The organism is Marinococcus salis (genome assembly GCF_054971365.1).
Genome location: NZ_JBQOJB010000003.1, coordinates 145,559 through 166,077 on the forward strand (window position 1 = coordinate 145,559; position 20,519 = coordinate 166,077).

At 47.6% G+C, this 20,519-nt stretch carries 22 protein-coding genes; 1 reads left to right on the top strand and 21 read right to left on the bottom strand.

What is annotated here, in order from left to right; all coding sequences use genetic code 11:
• Window positions 1-153: 153 nt before the first annotated feature.
• The 21 genes from recO to lepA form a co-directional block, all read right to left on the bottom strand.
• Window positions 154-903 (bottom strand): DNA repair protein RecO, encoded by a 750-nt coding sequence (gene recO, locus ACTTK6_RS04125; protein WP_079476846.1) that lies wholly within the window; start codon window positions 901-903, stop codon window positions 154-156.
• A 27-nt stretch (window positions 904-930) separates the two neighbouring features.
• A complete protein-coding gene (gene era, locus ACTTK6_RS04130; RefSeq protein WP_079476847.1) occupies window positions 931-1,833 on the bottom strand; it encodes a GTPase Era in 903 nt (300 codons plus the stop codon).
• A gap of 29 nt (window positions 1,834-1,862) precedes the next feature.
• A complete protein-coding gene (locus ACTTK6_RS04135; protein ID WP_462832834.1) occupies window positions 1,863-2,252 on the bottom strand; it encodes a cytidine deaminase in 390 nt (129 codons plus the stop codon).
• Window positions 2,253-2,274: 22 nt separating this feature from the next.
• Window positions 2,275-2,658 (bottom strand): diacylglycerol kinase family protein, encoded by a 384-nt coding sequence (locus ACTTK6_RS04140; protein WP_462832767.1) that lies wholly within the window; start codon window positions 2,656-2,658, stop codon window positions 2,275-2,277.
• Complete coding sequence (gene ybeY / locus ACTTK6_RS04145; RefSeq protein ID WP_462832768.1) at window positions 2,642-3,103, bottom strand: rRNA maturation RNase YbeY; 462 nt, start codon at window positions 3,101-3,103, stop codon at window positions 2,642-2,644. The genes ACTTK6_RS04140 and ybeY overlap by 17 nt, the downstream gene beginning before the upstream one ends.
• A 16-nt stretch (window positions 3,104-3,119) precedes the next feature.
• A complete protein-coding gene (locus ACTTK6_RS04150) occupies window positions 3,120-4,124 on the bottom strand; it encodes a PhoH family protein (protein ID WP_462832769.1) in 1,005 nt (334 codons plus the stop codon).
• 160 nt (window positions 4,125-4,284) lie between these two features.
• Window positions 4,285-4,911 (bottom strand): hypothetical protein, encoded by a 627-nt coding sequence (locus ACTTK6_RS04155; RefSeq protein ID WP_462832770.1) that lies wholly within the window; start codon window positions 4,909-4,911, stop codon window positions 4,285-4,287.
• 34 nt (window positions 4,912-4,945) lie between these two features.
• Window positions 4,946-5,956 carry a flotillin-like protein FloA gene (gene floA, locus ACTTK6_RS04160; protein WP_371862268.1) on the bottom strand — a complete coding sequence of 337 codons (1,011 nt, stop codon included), beginning with the start codon at window positions 5,954-5,956 and terminating at the stop codon, window positions 4,946-4,948.
• 1 nt (window position 5,957) lies between these two features.
• Complete coding sequence (locus ACTTK6_RS04165; RefSeq protein ID WP_462832771.1) at window positions 5,958-7,313, bottom strand: NfeD family protein; 1,356 nt, start codon at window positions 7,311-7,313, stop codon at window positions 5,958-5,960.
• A gap of 168 nt (window positions 7,314-7,481) precedes the next feature.
• The gene (locus ACTTK6_RS04170) at window positions 7,482-7,928 is read right to left on the bottom strand and encodes a GatB/YqeY domain-containing protein (RefSeq protein WP_094907969.1); all 447 of its coding nucleotides are present in this window, start codon (window positions 7,926-7,928) and stop codon (window positions 7,482-7,484) included.
• 20 nt (window positions 7,929-7,948) lie between these two features.
• Window positions 7,949-8,122, bottom strand: a complete 174-nt coding sequence (gene rpsU, locus ACTTK6_RS04175) for a 30S ribosomal protein S21 (RefSeq protein ID WP_022794945.1) — start codon at window positions 8,120-8,122, stop codon at window positions 7,949-7,951.
• A 130-nt stretch (window positions 8,123-8,252) separates the two neighbouring features.
• Window positions 8,253-8,921, bottom strand: coding sequence for a deoxyribose-phosphate aldolase (gene deoC, locus ACTTK6_RS04180; RefSeq protein ID WP_094907970.1), 669 nt, complete (start codon window positions 8,919-8,921; stop codon window positions 8,253-8,255).
• Window positions 8,922-8,949: 28 nt separating this feature from the next.
• On the bottom strand, window positions 8,950-10,284 hold the full coding sequence (gene mtaB, locus ACTTK6_RS04185; protein ID WP_079476855.1) for a tRNA (N(6)-L-threonylcarbamoyladenosine(37)-C(2))-methylthiotransferase MtaB: 1,335 nt from the start codon (window positions 10,282-10,284) through the stop codon (window positions 8,950-8,952).
• On the bottom strand, window positions 10,281-11,039 hold the full coding sequence (locus tag ACTTK6_RS04190) for an RsmE family RNA methyltransferase (protein WP_079476856.1): 759 nt from the start codon (window positions 11,037-11,039) through the stop codon (window positions 10,281-10,283). Before ACTTK6_RS04190 ends, mtaB begins: the two co-directional genes overlap by 4 nt.
• 11 nt (window positions 11,040-11,050) lie before the next feature.
• Window positions 11,051-11,995: a 50S ribosomal protein L11 methyltransferase gene (gene prmA / locus ACTTK6_RS04195; RefSeq protein ID WP_079476857.1), complete on the bottom strand. Its 945-nt coding sequence runs from the start codon at window positions 11,993-11,995 to the stop codon at window positions 11,051-11,053.
• Window positions 11,996-12,012: 17 nt separating this feature from the next.
• Window positions 12,013-13,134, bottom strand: coding sequence for a molecular chaperone DnaJ (gene dnaJ, locus ACTTK6_RS04200; RefSeq protein WP_079476858.1), 1,122 nt, complete (start codon window positions 13,132-13,134; stop codon window positions 12,013-12,015).
• A 171-nt stretch (window positions 13,135-13,305) separates the two neighbouring features.
• Entirely contained in the window at window positions 13,306-15,144 is a 1,839-nt protein-coding gene (gene dnaK / locus ACTTK6_RS04205) for a molecular chaperone DnaK (protein WP_094907972.1), read from the bottom strand.
• A 37-nt stretch (window positions 15,145-15,181) separates the two neighbouring features.
• Window positions 15,182-15,763: a nucleotide exchange factor GrpE gene (gene grpE / locus ACTTK6_RS04210; protein WP_233133215.1), complete on the bottom strand. Its 582-nt coding sequence runs from the start codon at window positions 15,761-15,763 to the stop codon at window positions 15,182-15,184.
• A gap of 93 nt (window positions 15,764-15,856) precedes the next feature.
• The gene (gene hrcA / locus ACTTK6_RS04215; protein WP_079476861.1) at window positions 15,857-16,891 is read right to left on the bottom strand and encodes a heat-inducible transcriptional repressor HrcA; all 1,035 of its coding nucleotides are present in this window, start codon (window positions 16,889-16,891) and stop codon (window positions 15,857-15,859) included.
• Between the two features lie 79 nt (window positions 16,892-16,970).
• Window positions 16,971-18,113 carry a radical SAM family heme chaperone HemW gene (gene hemW / locus ACTTK6_RS04220; RefSeq protein ID WP_462832772.1) on the bottom strand — a complete coding sequence of 381 codons (1,143 nt, stop codon included), beginning with the start codon at window positions 18,111-18,113 and terminating at the stop codon, window positions 16,971-16,973.
• A gap of 58 nt (window positions 18,114-18,171) precedes the next feature.
• Window positions 18,172-19,995, bottom strand: coding sequence for a translation elongation factor 4 (lepA, locus tag ACTTK6_RS04225; protein ID WP_094907975.1), 1,824 nt, complete (start codon window positions 19,993-19,995; stop codon window positions 18,172-18,174).
• A gap of 233 nt (window positions 19,996-20,228) precedes the next feature.
• On the opposite strand from lepA, the gene rpsT reads away from it, so the two are divergent.
• Entirely contained in the window at window positions 20,229-20,495 is a 267-nt protein-coding gene (gene rpsT / locus ACTTK6_RS04230) for a 30S ribosomal protein S20 (protein ID WP_022794935.1), read from the top strand.
• Window positions 20,496-20,519 lie beyond the last annotated feature (24 nt).

Here is a 20,519-nt window from a genome sequence, read left to right on the forward strand (position 1 = left end):
ATACGCTCCAGAACGCCTTCACAACCGGTCAGCGTGCAGCTTTCACTATCCTGCACTCGCTAAGACTGAAGAAGATTGCTACTACTTTCTTTCCTTGCGCATCGTTATGATTGTATTGAAATAGTACTTAACATTTGCGAGTGTGTCAAGCACTCATTCGACGTTCCACTTTTCCATCTGTTCTAAAAAACGCCTCGCCTTTAAATGAATACCTGCGTATGAATCATAATAGCTGTTTAGGACATCCTTCAGCTCTTTTTTCGTTTCTGCCGATACAGAAACCGAACCGATCCGATGCACGTCAATATAGAAAAACGTCCGCAAAAGCCGCACCGTCTTCGGCTGAATGCGGAAGCGGTACGGATCGATTTCCCAGCAATGGTGGCAGAGAAATCCGGCTTCACGAATAGAGAAATGAAATGTTCCTTCCTGCCGGCCACAATTCACGCATCGGTCAATCACGGGCTGAATGCCCGCCACCGCAGTCATTTTCACTTCAAAGAGGCGGATAAGCACTTCGGCGTCCTCCCCTTCGTCGATACGCCTCAGAAGTTGCCAGAACAGCTCAAACAAATAGGGATTTCGTTCCTGGTCCACAGTAACTTTATCAAGAAGTTCGGACAAATAGGAAGCGTAGGAAGTGAGAACGATGTCTTCGCGCACGCTGCGGAAAGAATCTGTTACATCTCCCTGGCTGAGTGTCCTCATTCCTTTACCTGGATAGTACACAAATGTTCCATAAACAAAGGGCTGCGAGATTGAACGCAGGCGGCTGCTTGGTTTCTTTGCCCCTTTGGCCATCATCGCCATCTTGCCGTGCTCTCTTGTATATACTGTTAACACTACGTTGGATTCCCCGTACGAAGCAGTCCGCAAAACGATGCCTTCTGTTTTCTGAATCATGCTGTTCCTCCGCTCACAGGCGTTTTCTTAATACTCGTCCTCGCGATATCCGTTCTCCCGAAGCAGATACGCACTGTTTCTCCAGTCTTTTTCCACCTTCACCCAAAGTTCCACGAATACCTTCGATCCAAGCATCGATTCAATATCTGCCCGGGCCCGCTGGCCGATTTCCTTGAGCATCGATCCCTGTTTGCCGATAATAATGCCTTTTTGGGTCGGGCGCTCAACGACAATGGTAGCCGCCACATATACGGCCCCATTTTCCCGCTCTTTCATTTCATCGATAACGACGGCGAGCGAATGCGGCACTTCCTCCCGGGTGAGCTGCAGAGCTTTTTCACGTATTAATTCACTTACAATAAACCGTTCCGGATGGTCGGTGACCTGATCTTCCGGATAAAACTGAGGGCCTTCCTCGAGGTATTTGGTAAGTTCTTCGAGAAGCGTCGTCACGTTATTGCCGTTCAAAGCAGAAACCGGCACTACCTCAGCAAAATCATACCGTTCGGAATAGCTTGCAATAACCTTGAGCAGTTCATCCGGATGGACTTTATCGATTTTATTTACGATTAAAAACACCGGTGTGTCTGTCCGCTTCAGTTTTTCGATAATATATTCTTCTCCGGGGCCGTAGGACTCGGACGCATCAATCAAATATAAAATAATATCGACGTCGTTCAGCGTCTGCAAAGCAGCACGAACCATAAAATCGCCCAGCTTGTGCTTCGGTTTATGAATGCCCGGAGTATCGATAAAAACAACCTGGGATTCTTCCGTCGTATAGACTCCCTGGATTTTATTTCTCGTGGTCTGTGCTTTGTCGCTCATGATCGCAATTTTTTGGCCAAGCACCTGATTCATTAATGTAGATTTTCCCGCATTGGGCCGCCCGATTAGAGCGGCAAATCCGGAACGATACGATTCACTCATTATTTTCCCTCTTCTTTCCTGCTTTCATACTATAAATCCTCCAGGCCGAATGCTCCCGGGAGCAGCTCTTCCATTGTTGTTACTTTCATGTCGCCCTGCAGGTTGCCTAAAACAATCCGGGCGTCCTTTGGCAGAAACTCAGAAAGCACTTGCCGGCAGGCGCCGCATGGGGCGACCGGCCCTTTTGTATCGGCAATGACAGCTATCATTTTTCCACTGCGCATGCCCGTGCGCAGTGCACTGAATACGGCTGTCCGTTCTGCACAGTTGCTTAACCCATATGACGAGTTCTCAATATTGCATCCTTCGAACCATTCGCCGTTTTCCCCTACGAAAACCGCTCCAACCGGGAACTTGGAATACGGGACATATGCTTGTTCTCTTGCCTGTTTAGCCCGTTCAAGCAGTTCGTTTTCTATAGCCAATGTTCTTCCCCCTTTGTCAGCTCAGCCATTCCCAAAGGAATGGCGCAAAAATCATCAATCCGATGGCAACAGCAAATACCGCGTAAATGAGCACCGCCCCGGCTGCAATATCTTTCACGTCTCCTGCGGTTTTATTCCATTCCGGAGAAATCAAATTCACCAGGCGCTCCAGTGCTGAATTAACCATTTCGAGGACGAGCATGCCAGCGATCGCTAGTAAGAGAACGGTCCACTGCCATAATACAATACCGCACAGCCAGCCCAGAAAGACAGCTGCTAGGCCAAAAAAGACATGGAAGCGCATATGACGCTCCTCCCGAAACGCCAGGCGAACGCCTTTTCCGGCAAACACAAATCCGTCTCTCCAGCGCTTGGGAAACAATTTATCGCGGTAGCCCATACGCTTCAAGAATCCTTTCCTGACGCGAAAACATTCTCTCTTCTTCCTCTTTTTCCATATGATCGTAACCAAGCAGATGCAGCAGGCCGTGAACAGCCAGAAACCCCAGTTCCCTTTCAAATGAGTGATCGTACTCTTCCGCCTGTTCCCGAGCCTTTGGGATGCTGATAATAATATCTCCAAGCAGGTTCGGGATGCCTTCGGCCTGCGGATGGATCTCGTCGTCATTCAATGCAAACGAAATCACGTCCGTCGGACGGTCAATTTCCCGGTATTCTCTGTTGACTGTTTGAATCATTTCATTGTCTACAAAGCTTACGGAAACTTCCGACCCGTCTACGACTCCTTCCTCTTCACATGCGAACTGCAGTATGTTCTGTACCAGCTCCCAGTGTTTTGACTCTACTCGCTCCGTCTCATCCACCATATCCACTTCAATACTCACACGTGTCCACCCCCGGCTAGTTGTTTGTTGGTTTGTCCGGCCGGTTCACCGTACGCTTTGGATCGCCTTCTTCCTGTTCATAGGCATCCAGAATCTGCTGCACTAGTGTATGCCGGACAACATCTGTCGCTTCGAGATAAACGAATCCGATATGATCAATGTTTCTTAAAATTCGGGCTGCAACCTTTAAACCAGACTGCTGTCCTTTTGGAAGATCAATCTGGGTGAGGTCTCCGTTGACAATCATTTTTGAACCAAAGCCCAGCCTTGTTAAAAACATCTTGATCTGCTCTTTCGTCGTATTTTGTGCTTCATCAAGAATAACGAAAGCATCATCAAGCGTCCGCCCTCTCATGTAAGCAAGCGGGGCTACTTCAATCGTACCCCGTTCCATGAGCCGCTGTGTATGCTCCGCCCCAAAAATATTATGCAGGGCATCATACAGCGGGCGCAGGTACGGATCCACTTTTTCTTTTAAATCTCCCGGAAGAAACCCAAGGCTTTCTCCGGCTTCCACCGCCGGCCGGGTTAACACAATTCGTTTCACCCGTCCTTCTTTTAAGGCATTGACCGCCATCACTACTGCCAAATAGGTTTTACCTGTCCCTGCCGGACCTACACCGAATATCATATCCTTACGGCGGATTTGATCGATATACTCCTTCTGTCCTAAGGTTTTAATCATGACTGGCTTGCCTTCAGCGTTTATAGCGATCTGTTCCTGAAATAAATCTTCAAGCTTTTCAAGCTTTCCTTCCTCGGCAAGCTGCGCTGCATAAACGACATCCCGTTCTGAAATCCGCACCCGTTTTTTCAAAAGTCTCGCTAATGCTTCAATCACTTCTTCCACCAGTGTCGCTTGTTTTTCATCGCCTTCCACGATCAGTGATCCACCGCGGGTAATTATTGAAACATCCAATTTTTCTTCAAGCCTTTCAATGTGCACGTCATTGGGGCCGAACAGCTGCTGGATGTCATTCATTTCATTCACTTGTAATTCTAGCGTTTTCTTTTCGGTCAATATAGCTCAGTCTCCTCGAATATATTATCATATCCTTGCTCTCATCAGTTTTTACGTTAGTATGCTAACTCTACTCTACCACCACGCTTTAGGTGTTGCAAAAATTAGCAGACATTTTACGTAATTGAAGCAAAAAAAGAGCCTGATCTGAAGACCAGGCTTACTCATTGCTGCTTTTTTTGGTGGAACGGTGCGGCGCGACTATCTCACGCGACATTGTTGATTGCCGCTGGTAAGGATAGCCGCTGCGTCTTGTAACCGGCGGACTGAGAACCTCCGCCCACACAAGTCCATTCGCTGCTTCTTTTTTGTTTATTGCATGCGGATTTCTCCGTCTTCCACCGATTTCTCCCTCTGACATGACGCTGCCATTTTCAGCAGATTGTCTTGAAGCACGCTCAAGACGTTGGCTTGCATTCTTTTTTTGCTGCTGCAGCTCTTCACGGCGTTTTTCGTATTCTTTTAAAGCTGAGCTTTTATTCTGAGGTTCATCTGCCTCTTCCTTGTACAGCTCTGCCTCTGCTTCCGGCACCCGGCGGGTGGGATGGCTGCCGGAACGTCCGGAAGGATCATTCTGAGGACGGTTCGGTGTGTTTTCTTTCCGGGCGTTTTCAAATTCCTCAAACAAGTCCTCAAGTTTTCCGAAAGCACCGCCCCGTTTCTTCGAATCGCTGCCACTGCCGTCCTGCTGGCTGCTGTCCCCCCGGCCCATAAACGTAATCAAACCGCCGAAGAGCAGCAGTAAAATCCACAGGTTATTAAACACTAGTTCAAATAGCTGCTCCATCGCTTTATTCACCTTCTTCTACGGGCAAAGTCCCTTAATTATCGGTGTGCGGACGGCTATACGGCCCGTTTTGATCGTCGTCTTTACCGGATTTACTGATGGATTCACGCATATCTGTATCAGACATTACATTTTGAATATTCATGTAATCCATAACACCAAGATTTCCGGAACGCAGTGCTTCCGCCATTGCCATTGGTACTTCTGCTTCGGATTCGGTAACTTTCGCGCGCATTTCTTCTACACGTGCTTTCATTTCCTGCTCTTGGGCTACAGCCATCGCACGGCGTTCTTCGGCTTTTGCCTGGGCGATGTTTTTATCTGCTTCCGCCTGGTCCGTCTGCAGTTCTGCGCCGATGTTCTTGCCGATATCAATATCGGCTATATCAATGGATAAAATCTCAAAAGCCGTACCTGAGTCCAAGCCTTTGGAAAGAACCGTCTGGGAAATGCTGTCCGGGTTTTCCAATACTTGCTTATGGTTTTGGGATGAACCGATCGTTGAAACAATGCCTTCGCCAACCCGGGCGATGACGGTATCTTCACCAGCGCCCCCCACGAGGCGGTCAATGTTTGCCCGTACGGTTATTCTTGCTTTTGCTTTCACTTCAATACCATCCATTGCAACACCGGCGATAAACGGTGTTTCAATAACTTTCGGGTTAACGCTCATCTGTACAGCTTCCAGTACGTCACGGCCGGCAAGGTCAATGGCGGCACAACGCTCAAATGTAAGTTCAATATTTGCACGCTGGGCAGCAATTAAGGCGTTGACCACCCGGTCCACGTTACCACCGGCCAGATAGTGGCCTTCAAGCTTGTTCAGTTCAATATCAAGTCCGGCTTTTTCCGCTTTAATCAACGGGTTTACTACTCTTGACGGAATAACCCTCCGGAGCCGCATACCGACCAGTTGGAAAATACCTACTTTCACCCCTGCTGCAAGCGCCGAAATCCAAAGCGCAACTGGTACAAAAGTAAATAGAATGACGAGTGCTATTAAAATAATAGCTAATACAACAACGAGACCTAAATCAATGCCCATGTTATGATTCCCTTCTTTCTTTGTTAGAGTATGGCTTTACTACAACACGCGTGCCTTCTACACGCACTACCTGCACATCGTCTCCGCGGTCAAGATAGCGGCCGTCTGAAACAACATCGATTTTTTCACCGTCAATATCTACCGCGCCGGTAGGATGCAGCGGGGTTAATGCTGTTCCTTTCCTGCCTAATAAATCTTTTCTACCTTCACTCGACACGTATCCTTCCTTCGAAGAGAAAGTATCCTGCAGGACTAGCTTTTTCATCGGCCCCCGTTTTCCAAAGCCAACCACCATGACTACTGCTGCAATGATAGCCGCTACGGCTGCCAGCGCAACGGAAATTGCCATGACCGAAACAGAAAACGAGGACATAAATAAGCTGCCGACAACTGCCCCTATACCTAATATACCAAAAATTCCAAAACCAGGAACAAAGAATTCTACCAGCAGTAATATTAAGCCGACGCCAAACAGAAGCAGCCCTTCGAAGCCAGCAAACCCGGCAATCATATGACCAAAAAAGAAAAGTCCTAAAGACGCAAGGCCGATGCCTCCAAAAATGCCAAAGCCCGGCGAAAACACTTCAAGTATTAACCCGATCATGCCGACGCTCAGTAAAATCGGGATTACATAGGGACTGGTCACCCATCTGGCTATCTGCTCGGCTGCACTGATGTCTGCTTCTTCTACTGCCGCGTCTCCCAGGTTCATCTGGCTGAGAAGATCCTCTCTGCTGTCAGCAATGTATTCTGCATAACCTACTTCCTCAGAAGCTGCCTCCGAGGCTGTAAGCGTTAACAGCTCACTTTCACCGGCACGGTAATCAGGCAGATCCACTCCAGGATCGGCCATGGCTTCTGCATACACCGGATCTCTGTCATTTGATTCAGCAGCATTGACCATATTGGATACCCAGGCTGATTGAGCCTTATCAGATGCTGCGTTACCTGAGCCGTCAATAACCTGGGCTGCTCCCATTTCCGTGTCAGGTGCCATCGCAATTTCGTCAGCACTCAGAGCCAGAAATGCCCCTGCTGACATCGCCTGTTTCGTTACGTATGCTGTCGTTGGAATAGACGTTTCATTAATAATTGAAGCAATCTCTCCTGCGGCATCTACCGCACCACCAGGAGTGTCAAGCTCAAAAATAATCCGGTCGGCTTCCGCTTCTTCTGCTTCCTCTACCGATCGTTCCAAAAATGCAGCCATTCCCTGCTCCACGGTCTGCTCAACCGGAATAACGTACACTGTCTGATTTTCACCAGCTCCCTGTACAGAAGCTGGAAGCCACGCGGCCATCGTAAAAAGAATCGCAAGAAAGACAGCCAGCCATCTGCTTTTTCTCTGCTCCACCATTATCCCTCCTCCCGTTCAATAGTTATATGTCTATATTCTTATGTACGAGGATAAAGATAAAAGCGTTTCAATTTTTTCCCGTTTATTTCAGTAGTAAGAGCGGCATAAGTTTAAAAAAAGAGACCGAACCGGCACTAAACCCTGATTCGATCTCTAGATTTCTTATTATCAAGAAGACAGATGCTTTTTCACTAATTGATTTACCTGAGAACCATCTGCTTTTCCGCTAATTTTAGGCATCACTGCAGACATCACTATTCCCATATCTTTCATCGAAGAAGCATTCTGCTCTTGAATGGTTTCTTTTACAATCGATTCCAGTTCTTCATTCGATAAAGGAGCAGGAAGATATTCAGATATGACGTTCATTTCGAACCTGGTCTGTTCTGCTAAATCTTCCCGTCCTGCGTTTTCAAACTCATGGAGGGAATCTTTTCTTTGTTTCATTTCACGGTTTAACACCGCTGTTGCTTCACTTTCATCAAGCTCTTTATTGAGCTTGATGGCTTCATTCTGCATCGAAGCCCTCAGGCCTCTGATAACATTCAAACGCTGTTTTTCCTTGTTTTTCATTGCTGATTTCATGTCACTGCTTAAACGATCCATGAGTTCCAAGGATGCAGCACCTTCTTTACTTAAAACTTACGTTTTCTAGCTTCTTCGCTTTTCTTCTTACGACGAACACTAGGTTTTTCGTAGTGTTTGCGTTTTTTCACTTCAGCCATTGTTCCTTCTTTGGAAAGGCTACGCTTAAAACGGCGAAGAGCGGCATCAATATCTTCATTCTTTTTCTTTCTTGTCTCTGCCATGTGATTCCCTCCCTCCGAACAACCAATCTAACCAATACATGAATAAAGAAGTTTACTCAAATACTAGCCATTTGGTAAATAGTATAAAGCATCTATGCCAAAAAATCAACGAGCAGGAAAGTTCAGATTGTTAGTAGTTTTCGCTTGAGGTTTCGCCTTGCAGAATTTTCACACCGGAACTTGCACCGAGCCGGGAAGCTCCGGCCTCAATTAATGCAAGAGCGGTCTGCCGGTCTTTGACCCCGCCACTTGCTTTCACTCCGGCGCGGTCGCCCACCGCTTCTTTCATCAGCCGCACATCTTCAATTGTTGCTCCGCCTCCATTAAATCCAGTGGAGGTCTTTACAAAATCTGCGCCGGCTTCTACGGCAAGACTGCAGGCCGTTTTCTTTTCATCATCCGTCAGCAGCGCTGTTTCGATGATGACTTTCACCAGTGCTTCCTTATTAGCAGCCTGTACTACTGCTTCAATATCTGCGCGGACCAGGGCGTCTTCCCCGCTCTTTAGCGCGCCTATATTAATAACCATATCAACTTCCTTTGCTCCATTAGCAAGGGCATTTTTTACTTCAAACGCTTTTGTTTCCGGATTCGTAGCACCGAGCGGAAAGCCAATTACCGTGCAAACGAGCACATCGGAGCCTTCTAGTTCCTTAGCCGCTAACGGGACCATTGCCGGATTAATGCACACAGATTTGAAATGATTATCTTTCGCTTCGGTGGCGATACGTTTAATGTCTTCAAATGTTGTTTCCGGCTTCAGCAGCGTATGATCGATATATTGCGCGAGATCTGCCATGCTTTCTCCTCCAGTTCAACTATTATAGTTATACAAGCGTTGCCGCGTCAGGGTCGAGCACGCGGACAAATTCCCCTTCATTCAACGGGTAGCCGGCGTCCGTAATTTTCACACGTACAATCTCACCGCGCCATTCCGGTTTCGCAGGGAAACGGACTTTTATATAATTTGTCGAATAGCCGACAAAGTATCCTGGTTTTTCCTTATCTTCCTCTTCCGGGATTACTTCCACGACTTCATTTTCGAAACGCGAAGCATATTCTTTGGCCAATTGGTTGGAAAGTTCAATCAGACGGTGCACCCGATCATTTTTTTCTTCCTCCTCAACTTGGTCATTCATTTTAGCAGCAGGCGTACCCGTGCGCTTCGAATACGGAAACACGTGCAGCTCTGAGAAACGCTGGTCCCGGATAAAGTCGTACGTCTGCTGAAATTCTTCTTTTGTTTCTCCTGGGAAACCTACGATCACGTCTGTGGTGATAGCACATTCCGGCAGGGCTTCGCGCAGTTTTTCGAGGCGGTCTGCATAAAACTCCACGCTGTATTTTCTTCTCATTCGTTTAAGCACGGTGTTCGAGCCGGCTTGAAGCGGCACGTGCAGATGATTTACTACTTTGTTGGAGTTGCGGAGCACATCAATTACTTCATCGGTGATCTGACTTGCTTCGATGGAGGAAATCCGGATTCGTTTTAGACCCTCGATTGTTTCAAGGTCCCGCAGAAGCCCAGCAAGGTTGTAGTCCTTCAGGTCTTCCCCGTATCCGCCTGTATGGATACCTGTAAGCACTAATTCTTTGTAGCCTTTATCAACTAACTGATGGGCTTGATGCATGACATCTTCCGGATTTCTCGAACGAAGAAGGCCGCGGGCCCATGGAATAATACAGAAGGTACAGAAATTATTGCATCCTTCCTGAATTTTAAGCGATGCTCTCGTACGATCGGTAAATTCCGGCACATCAAGCTCTTCATACACCCGGTTTTTCATAATGTTGCTTACACCGTTAATCGGTTCCCGGGATACCGTGTACTCTTCAATATAGTCGAGCATTTTTTTGCGGTCCTGCGTGCCTACGACAATGTCGACGCCGGGAATATCCATGATCTCTCCCGGGGACGTCTGGGCATAACAGCCGGTAACGCAAATAATAGCTTCCGGATTTTTGCGCACTGCGCGCCGGATAACCTGGCGGCTTTTTTTGTCTCCGGTGTTGGTCACCGTACAGGTGTTGATGACATAGACATCTGCGGTTTGATCAAATTCCTTTTTTTCGTAGCCGTTATTTTTAAACAGCTGCCATATGGCTTCCGTTTCGTAGTGATTTACTTTACAGCCAAGAGTATGAAACGCCACTGATCTCATTGTATGTTCCCCTCCTGAATTTCATAATAATATGTCACTGCCCCGAGAAGCAGCAAAGAAGCAGTTTCGCTGCGGACAATTCTTTTTCCGAGCGACGTCATAGGAATTTCGTTTTCTTCAAGCAGAGAAAGCTCATTACTGGAAAAACCGCCCTCCGGCCCGATGAAAGCGAGCAGCGTTTCAGGCTTCCGGCTGAATACGGCTGGAAGCTGTGCAGGCCTGCCTGCCCTGGCCTCTGCTTCCGATAAAACGATTCTGCTCTCCATAGAAGACGTATTTTCTACAACCTTCCGTACAGAAGCAAAATAAGCAACTTCCGGTATATACATCCGCTCTGACTGCTCTGCTGCTTCTTTAGCAATTCGGTTTAAACGATCAATTTTCTTTTGCCGTTTATTCGCATCCCATTTTACCACAGAATGCTCCGCTTCATAAAAATAAATCGCCGCGGCTCCCAATTCCGTTGCTTTTTGTACAACGGTGTCCATCTTTTCTCCCTTAATCAGAGCCTGGGCTGCGATGACATTTACAGGAAGTTCTGCACCGGCTGTCCATTCGCTGACTATTTTTGCACGAACACTCTTTTCTTCAACGCTTTCGATTTCACTCACAAAAGCATGTCCCTGGTTGTCTTTGCATACAATTTCTTCTCCCGGGCCCATACGCATAACACGGGCAATGTGCTTTGCATCATTACCCGTGATTTGTATATATTCATGCTGTATGGAGGAGGGGTCCACAAAATAATGCTGCATATTCCTCTCCTTTATAACGCCTGCGGACGGCGGGCGATAATGCACAGCCAGTCTTCGACTGCCCGCACATCCTCAATAACGAAACCCGCTTCCGTCAGAGCCTGCTCAACATCTGTACGTTTGCTTTCAATGATGCCTGAAGTAATAAACACACCATCCGGTTGAAGAGAGCTGAACGCATCTTCCGCGAGGCGGATAATAATTGGCGCTAAAATATTAGCTACAATGATATCTGCCTGCATTGATTGGTATTCCAGCAGATCCGATTGAGCCACAGTGATCTTTTCTGCCATACCGTTACGGCTAATATTTTCTTTCGCACTTCTGACAGCCACTTCATCGAGATCGAGCGCAAGAATCTCTCCCGCTTCAAACAAGGAGGCTCCTATAGCAAGCACGCCGGAACCGGTCCCTACATCCAGCACCGCATCTCCCGGACGTGTATACTCTTCAAGAGCCTGCATGCTGAGTACGGTTGTCGGATGGGTGCCGGTACCAAATGCCATGCCCGGATCAAGCGTAATGATTTTTTCACTGCTCTTTTTTTCGTACTCTTCCCAGGAAGGCACAATAGTGATTTTATTCGTGATCTGGACAGGCTTGTAATATTTTTTCCACGCCTCTGCCCAGTCCTCCTCGGCAATCTCTTTGAGCACCACCTGGTTTCGTCCTAAATCAATATCGTAAAGGAGCAGTTCGTTAATGGATTGCTTGATTTCCTCCACAGTATCGGTGACGTAGCTTGTCATTGGAAGGTAGGCCTTCACGAGCGTGCCTTCATCCGGATAATTATCTTCAGAAAGCATAAACCATTCATCTTCCGCCTCTTCCCATTCACGCTCCAGGTCGGCCGAATCTTCAATCACCACTCCGCTCGCTCCTGCTTCCTGAAGCACAAATGAAACAGGGTCAATTGCTTCCTGGGTGGTGTGGACAGAAATTTCAATCCAATTCATAAGCCTGCTCCTCTCTTTTACTCTCCACGAAAAGCCCGTTTCACGCGGTCAAAGAAATTTCCGTGCTGTTCATCGGTCTCTTCATCGCCGCTGATTTCTGCAAATTCCCGCAGCAGCTCTTTCTGGCGGTCCGTTAATTTTTTCGGTGTCACTACCTGGACTTTGACATGCTGGTCGCCCTGCCCGCGGCCGTGTACATTACTAATACCTTTATTACGGAGGCGGAATTTCGTGCCGGACTGTGTACCTGCCGGTATTTTCAGTTTCACTTTCCCGCGCAGTGTCGGCACTTCAATTTCATCACCAAGCGTTACCTGAACAAATGTAAGCGGCATTTCACAGTAGACGTCGTCTCCGTCACGTTCAAAGAACTCATGCGGTTGTACGTTGAATACAACAAACAGGTCGCCTGGCGGTCCGCCGTTTGCACCAGGCTCGCCCTGTCCGCTCACGCGGATCTGCTGGCCGTGGTCGACGCCCTCCGGAATGTGAATATTAATCTTTTTGTTCCGGCGGATGCGTCCGTTTCCATTACACGTAGGACATTTTTCCTCCACTTCGACGCCGGAGCCGCTGCAACGGTCACATACGCGCCGGTTCACGACACGTCCAAACGGCGTATTCTGTTCTACGTTCATCTGGCCTTGGCCACCGCACTGGCGACATGTTCTTTTTTCAGTTCCCGGCTTCGCGCCGTCGCCGCCACACGTTTCACAGTTTTCTTCTTTTGGAATTTCAATTTCTGTGTCCTTGCCGAAAGCTGCTTCTTTAAAGGTGAGCGTCATTGTATACTGCAGATCCGCGCCCTGTCTCGGAGCATTTGGATCTCTGGAAGCACCGCCGCCGAAAAACATATCGAAAATATCGCCGAAGCCGCCGCCAAAACCGCCAGCTCCACCACCGCCGCCAAAGCCCTGATTAGGATCTTCATGGCCGAAACGATCGTAATTTGAACGCTTCTGTGGATCGCTTAATGTATCGTAGGCGTCTTTGATTTCAATAAATTTTTCTTCGGCGTCGTCTTCTTTGTTGACGTCCGGGTGATACTGGCGCGCCAGTTTTCTATATGCTTTTTTTATTTCCTGCTCATCTGCGTCTTTGCTGACGCCAAGCACGTCATAATAATCGCGTTTACTCATCGTTCATCTTCACTCCTCGCTCTTGTCCATACGTGTTATCTTATCATTCTACAAGAAGACGCTTCAATCTGAAAAACATATTCTTTACAGAAAGAAGGGGCTATCCCCTTGAATAGAAGCAGTCAAGTGACCACTATTCGGGACAGCCCCATTCATCAGCGCTACAGATCGTTAGCTGTTTTTGTTGTTGTCATTGTCATCATTAACGTCTTCGTACTCAGCGTCTACAGTGTCTTCACTGCTTTCGCCGCCGGCTTCGCCCTGCTCCTGCTGAGCCTGTTGCGCTGCCTGCTCGTACATTTTGGTTGTGAGCTGCTGAACGATTTCCTGAAGCTCGTCTTTCGCTGTGCGAATAGCTTCAATATCTTCGCCTTCAAGCGCCGTTTTTACTTTTTCTTTTGCGTCTTCTGCCTGTTGTTTTTCTTCCTCTGTTACGTTTTCACCGAGATCGCTCAATGTTTTTTCGGTAGTGAAGACGAGCTGGTCCGCTTCGTTGCGTACTTCTACTTCTTCTTTACGCTTTTTGTCTTCTTCCGCGTTTTCTTCAGCATCTTTTACCATTTGTTCAATTTCTTCTTCAGAGAGGCCGGAAGAAGAAGTGATGGTAATGGACTGCTCTTTGTTTGTGCCAAGATCTTTCGCACGCACATTCACAATACCGTTGGCGTCAATATCAAAAGTAACTTCGATTTGAGGCACACCGCGCGGAGCCGGTGGAATATCCGTCAACTGGAACCGGCCAAGTGTTTTATTGTCCGCAGCCATTTCACGCTCACCCTGAAGCACATGAATATCCACGGAAGGCTGGTTATCTGCCGCTGTGGAGAACGTTTGGGACTTACTTGTCGGGATCGTAGTGTTCCGATCGATTAGTTTCGTCGTCACTCCGCCCATTGTTTCGATACCAAGCGAAAGCGGTGTAACGTCGAGAAGCACAACGTCTTTTACGTCACCAGTGAGGACGCCTGCCTGCACGGCAGCACCTACGGCTACCACTTCATCCGGGTTAACCCCTTTGTGTGGTTCTTTACCGGTTAAGTTTTTAATTCCTTCCTGTACAGCTGGAATACGGGTGGAACCACCAACAAGGATGACTTTATCCACTTCGGAAGCACTGAGACCGGCGTCTTTCATTGCCTGTCTTGTAGGTCCCATTGTGCGTTCAACCAGCTTCGAGGAAAGCTCATCAAACTTGGCGCGTGTCAGTGTAAGCTCGAGGTGCTTCGGCCCGCTTTGATCTGCTGTAATAAACGGCAGGGAAATTTGGGTCTGCGTAACGCCGGAAAGATCTTTCTTCGCTTTTTCAGCTGCATCTTTTAAACGTTGGACAGCCATTTTATCCTGGGAAAGGTCAATGCCATTTTCTTTACGGAATTCATCCACCAAATGATCGATAATTACCTGGTCAAAGTCATCGCCGCCAAGCTTATTGTCGCCGGACGTGGAACGCACTTCGAAAAAGCCTTCGCCAAGCTCAAGAATGGAAACGTCAAATGTACCGCCGCCAAGGTCAAACACGAGAATCGTCTGATCCTCTTCTTTTTCCAGCCCGTATGCAAGCGCTGCTGCTGTCGGCTCGTTGACAATCCGGTCTACTTCAAGACCTGCAACGCGGCCGGCGTCTTTTGTAGCCTGACGCTGGGAGTCGTTAAAGTAAGCCGGCACTGTAATAACCGCGTTTGTAACAGTTTCGCCAAGATAGCTTTCAGCATCAGACTTCAATTTTTGAAGAATAATCGCAGAAACTTCCTGCGGATTGTATTCTTTGCCTTCGATTTCCACCTTATAATCTGTGCCCATGTGACGCTTGATGGAACTGATCGTGTTAGGGTTTGTGATGGACTGGCGCTTTGCCACTTCCCCAACCTGACGTTCTCCGTCTTTGAACGCTACAACTGAAGGAGTTGTGCGGTTGCCTTCCGGATTCGGAATAACCTGTGCTTCGCCGCCTTCCATAACGGCTACGCAGGAGTTTGTTGTACCTAAGTCAATGCCAATTGTTCTACTCATTTTTCTTCCTCCTATACAGTACTCTATATATGAATTATTAGTTGTTCACTTTTACCATTGAAGGGCGCAGTACACGATCTTTCAGTCTGTATCCCTTCTGCATTTCTTCCACAATCTGATTGGACTCAAACCCTTCTTCGTCAGCCTGCATGACAGCCTGGTGAATGGTTGGGTCAAAGTATTCGCCCTGTGCCGGGATTTCTTCTACTCCCTGCTGTTCAAGCGCGGTCCGGAATTGATTGTAAACCATAGCCATGCCGTCAATAAATGACTGGGCACTTTCATTATCCGGCTGGGTCTGCATCGCTCTTTCGAAGTTATCCATTACCGGCAGAAGCTCCTCTGCAAGAGGCTGAACCCGGTATTTGGCGTCCTCTTCTTTTTCCGCTTTTGCTCTGCGGCGCACGTTTTCTAGATCGGCCTGCGCGCGAAGAGCACGGTTTTTCCATTCCTCTACTTCTTTTTCGAGTTCCGCTTCACGCGACCCTGTTTCTTCTTCCAGTTCATCTTCCTCAACATCTTCAGGTTCGATGATTTCAACATCTTCTTCTGTTACTTCTTCATTCGGTGTTTCTTGTTCATTTTTTTCTTGTTCCTGCTGTTTGTTCTTTTCGCTCACCTGCGCCACCTCCATAAATGCTGTTGCTATCGTTCAGAGCTACATTTTATCCGGCTCTTTATTAAGTTCATCAACCAATAACAAATACTATCATTAAGAGTCTCTCCGGTACAAGTCATCCAACACATTTGACAGTCCGTAGGAAAGATGGTTGATAAGGGTTATGACTTTTTGGTATTCCATCCTTGTCGGCCCTACAATGCCAATGGTTCCGACCGGCTTCCCAGCAAGAGAATAGGTGGCAGAAATAATACTGCAGTGTTCAAACGCTTCATTCGTATTTTCCTGGCCGATCCTAATTGTCATTCCATTCATGGTTGGCTTTAAGAGCTCATGGATCAAATGCTCTTCCTCCATTAATTCAAGCAGCGCCCGCACACGGTCCACGTCTTTAAATTCCGGCTGGTTAAGCAGGTTGGTCTTTCCTCCGTAAAAGATTTTTTCATGCCTTGACTTGCGCAGAGCTTCTTCTGTAAATGAAAGAGCTGCTTCATAGTTAAGCACATACTTTTTCAGAAGGTCCCTTACTTCAGAGAACAACGCCCGCTGCAGCTGATAAAGCGGAATGCCCCGCAGGCGTTCGTTTAAAATATTCGTAATTTGTTCGAGCTCTCCTGCTTCGAGAGAGGGGGGAAGAGCTACCGTGTGGTTTTCCACATAGCCTGTATCCGTTACAATGACAGCAACAGCAGCTGCTTTTCCGATCGGAACAATCTGAATCTGCCTGAGCCTGGATTCAAACATCTCCGGGCCAAGCACAATAGAGGCATAGCTTGTCAGCTCAGACAATATCCCCGCTGTTTCCTTCACTGCTTCTTCAGCTTCGAGTATTTTGCCAGCAAAAAGTGATTGAATATTGTTCATTTCAGGCTCACTGAACCGGTACGGAAGCAGCAGACGGTCCACGTAGAGCCGGTAAGCTTTTTGGGAAGGAATGCGTCCGGATGAGCTGTGGGTTTTTTCTAAAAAACCGAGCTCCTCCAAATCCGCCATATCGTTACGGATAGTGGCCGGACTGAACGTAATGCTGTTTTTTTTGGAGATGCTTCTTGAACCCACAGGCTCAGCCGATTGAATATAATCTTCAATGATCGATTGCAAAATGAGTAATTGTCGATCGGTAAGCATTACACATTCTCCTCTGTTAGCACTCGTTTTACCCGAGTGCTAAATCTATTTTATAAGCTATCAAAGGATTTTTGCTTTGTCAATTATTTTCGGGCTCCTCGTCCAACAAAAATAACGTAAACACTTCATTGCCGAGCAGTTTTCCTTCTTCCGTTAAAAACAGATAGCCGTCTGCTTCTGCCAGCCATCCTTTCTGCTTTGCTTCCTGAATGCTTTCCGGATATATATCTTCGACTGTGCAGCCGTATTTCTGATAAAAACGTTCCGTAGACACACCCTCGTATAGACGAAGCCCGAGAAACATTTCTTCTTCGATCTGCTCTTTTCTCGTCACTGGATGCGTTGACTGGACTGGATTGCCTTTTTCCTGAACTGCCTGGATATAGTGGTTCAGCGGTTTAACGTTAGCATAGCGCACGCCATTAATATATCCATGAGCCCCGGCCCCAGCCCCAATGTACTCTTCATTCTGCCAGTATATCCGGTTGTGGCGGCTGCTGTGCCCCGCACGCGCAAAATTGCTGATTTCATAAGCCTGCAGCCCATAATTTTCAAGGCGAGCCACGAGCAGTTCATACATGTCCGCTTCCTCTTCTTCCGGAAGCGGTGCGATCTTCCCTTCCCTCCACCAGTTATAAAACCGGGTCTGCTTTTCAATTTTCAGAGAGTAAGCCGATACGTGCGGGGGGGCAAGCGCCATCGCTTCATCAAGCGTTTCTTCCCAGTCCTTCATTGTCTGTCCCGGCAGCCCGAACATTAAATCAATAGAAATGTTATCAAATCCGGACTTTCTGGCGGCCTGGACCGTTTCTTTCGCTTCTTCCGCTGAATGCCCCCGGCCAATCTTGTTTAGCTGGGTGTCATGGAACGTCTGGACACCAATGCTCAACCGGTCGACTTTACCTGCCTTTAGCAGTGACAGCTTCTCTTCCCCAACATCTCCTGGATTCACTTCCACCGTGTACTCTTTCAACTGGGACACCGGAACGTGCCGGCTCACGATCTGCATCAGCTTCTCCACCTGTTCGACTGAAAGTGCAGTCGGTGTACCCCCGCCGATATAGACCGTCTGCAGCTGATCCATCTTATAAGAAGCAAGCTCCTGGTCCAGCGCTTCTAAATATTTATCCACCGGCTGATTGTTAATGAGAAATTTATTAAAATCACAGTAATAACAAATGTATTCGCAAAAAGGGATGTGGACGTACAATCCTTTGGCCACGTTTTTCTCTCCTTATTTATAGAAAAAGCAAAGGCCGCCCGGAAGGCAGCCGCTTTGCTTAGTCTTTATCCATCTTTAATACAGACATAAATGCTTCCTGCGGAACATCTACTTTTCCAACGCTTTTCATGCGTTTTTTACCTTCCTTCTGCTTTTCAAGCAGTTTGCGCTTCCGCGTAATGTCGCCGCCATAACATTTCGACAAAACGTTTTTCCTCATGGCTTTGATCGTTGAACGGGCAATGACGCTTTTTCCAATCGTCGCCTGCACCGGCACTTCAAACTGTTGGCGCGGAATTAAATCCTTTAATTTTTCAACGATAGCTTTTCCGCGTTCGTAGGCTGCCTCCCGGTGAACAATAACAGACAGTGCATCGACATTTTCGCCGTTTAACAATATATCCATTTTCACGAGATTGCTCTCTTTAAAGCCGATAAATTCATAATCAAACGAAGCATATCCTTTCGTCTGCGATTTCAGCTGATCGAAAAAATCATAAACAATTTCGGTTAACGGAAGATCGTAAACGATATTTACACGCGTATCATCCATATACTGCATATCTTTAAATTCTCCGCGTTTGGCCTGGCAAAGCTCCATGACGGCGCCCACGTAATCATTTGGCACCATGACAGTCGCTTTCACAAACGGTTCTTCCACCCATTCCACCTGCTGGGCGTCGGGCATATTGGAAGGATTGTCAATTTCCTTCATTTCCCCGTCCACCATCTGCACGTGATAAATGACGCTCGGGGCGGTAGTAATCAGTTCAATATTATATTCGCGCTCGATGCGCTCCTGAATAATTTCCATGTGCAGCAGGCCAAGAAACCCGCAGCGGAAACCGAATCCTAGCGCCTGGGACGTTTCTGCTTCAAACTGCAGCGAGCTGTCGTTAAGCTCGAGCCGTTCGAGCGCGTCCCGGAGGGCGTTATATTTGCTTGCATCTGTCGGAAACAGGCCGCAGAAAACCATCGGATTCATGCGTTTGTATCCCGGAAGAGGTTCTGCAGCCGGGTTGTGGGCGTTTGTAATTGTATCGCCCACCCTCGAATCACCGACGTTTTTGATGCCGGCAATCAAAAATCCAACGTCTCCCACTGTCAGTTCATCGCAGGATACAGGTTTAGGATTAAAAACCCCGACATCCGAAACTTCGAATTCTTTTCCCGTCTGCATCATCCGGATTTTTTCCCCAGGCTTGACCGTTCCTTCTTTAATCCGGATATAGGCAATAACCCCGCGATACGTATCATAGACGGAGTCAAAAATCATACCCTGCAGCGGAGCCGAGGGGTCTCCCTGCGGAGGCGGGACTTTTTCCACGATCTGCTTTAAAATTTCTTCTGTTCCGAGTCCATCCTTTGCCGAGGCAAGCACTGCCTCCGAAGCGTCCAGGCCGATAACGTCTTCCACTTCCTGTTTCACCCGGTCAGGTTCGGCGCTCGGCAGGTCCACTTTATTGATAACAGGCAGAATTTCCAGATCGTTATCGAGGGCCAGGTACACGTTGGCAAGCGTCTGGGCTTCAATGCCCTGGGCGGCGTCTACTATTAAAAGAGCCCCTTCACAGGCTGCCAGGCTCCGCGACACTTCATAGGAAAAGTCGACGTGTCCCGGCGTATCGATAAGGTGAAAAATGTATTCCACTCCATCTGTATGTGTATATTTCAGCTGTACAGAATTAAGTTTAATCGTAATACCGCGTTCTCTTTCTAAATCCATCGCATCCAGCATCTGGGCCTTCATTTCACGCTGGGTCAACGCGCTGGTCGATTCTAAAATCCGGTCAGCAAGCGTCGATTTCCCGTGATCAATATGGGCGATGATCGAAAAGTTACGAATGCGCTTCTGGCGCTCAAGTTTTTCATGCTCTTTCATTGATTCGATCACTCCTGTTATTACTACTTTGCCGTGCGTTCCGTTCGCAGAGACTAACGTCTATTATAGCAATGCCCCGCCTTTCCTTCAACGTTCGCGTTCACTTCGCTTTAATTCTGAAAATTTCCTCCATTTAACTCTTTGCTGCTGAATCTTGCGCTTAGTCGTGATTTTTGATAGAATCCTTTTGTGCTGATAAAAGAAATGACCGGTAACTAAAGGAGGTGACCACCATGGCAAATATTAAATCCGCAAAAAAGCGCGTGATTATTAACGAAAATCAACGTGTGAAGCAGCAGGCTTTCCGTTCTTCCATGCGTTCGGCTATTAAAGAATTCGACAAAAACATCGATGCAAACAACATTGATGCTGCGAAGAATTCTTACGCGCTCGCGATGAAGAAAGTAGACAAAGCAGCGAGCAAAAACATGATTCACAAAAACGCGGCCAACCGCGCTAAATCCAGAATGCACAAGCGCCTAAGCGCAGTAGCACAATAAGGATAAAACGACTCGGGCCCGAGT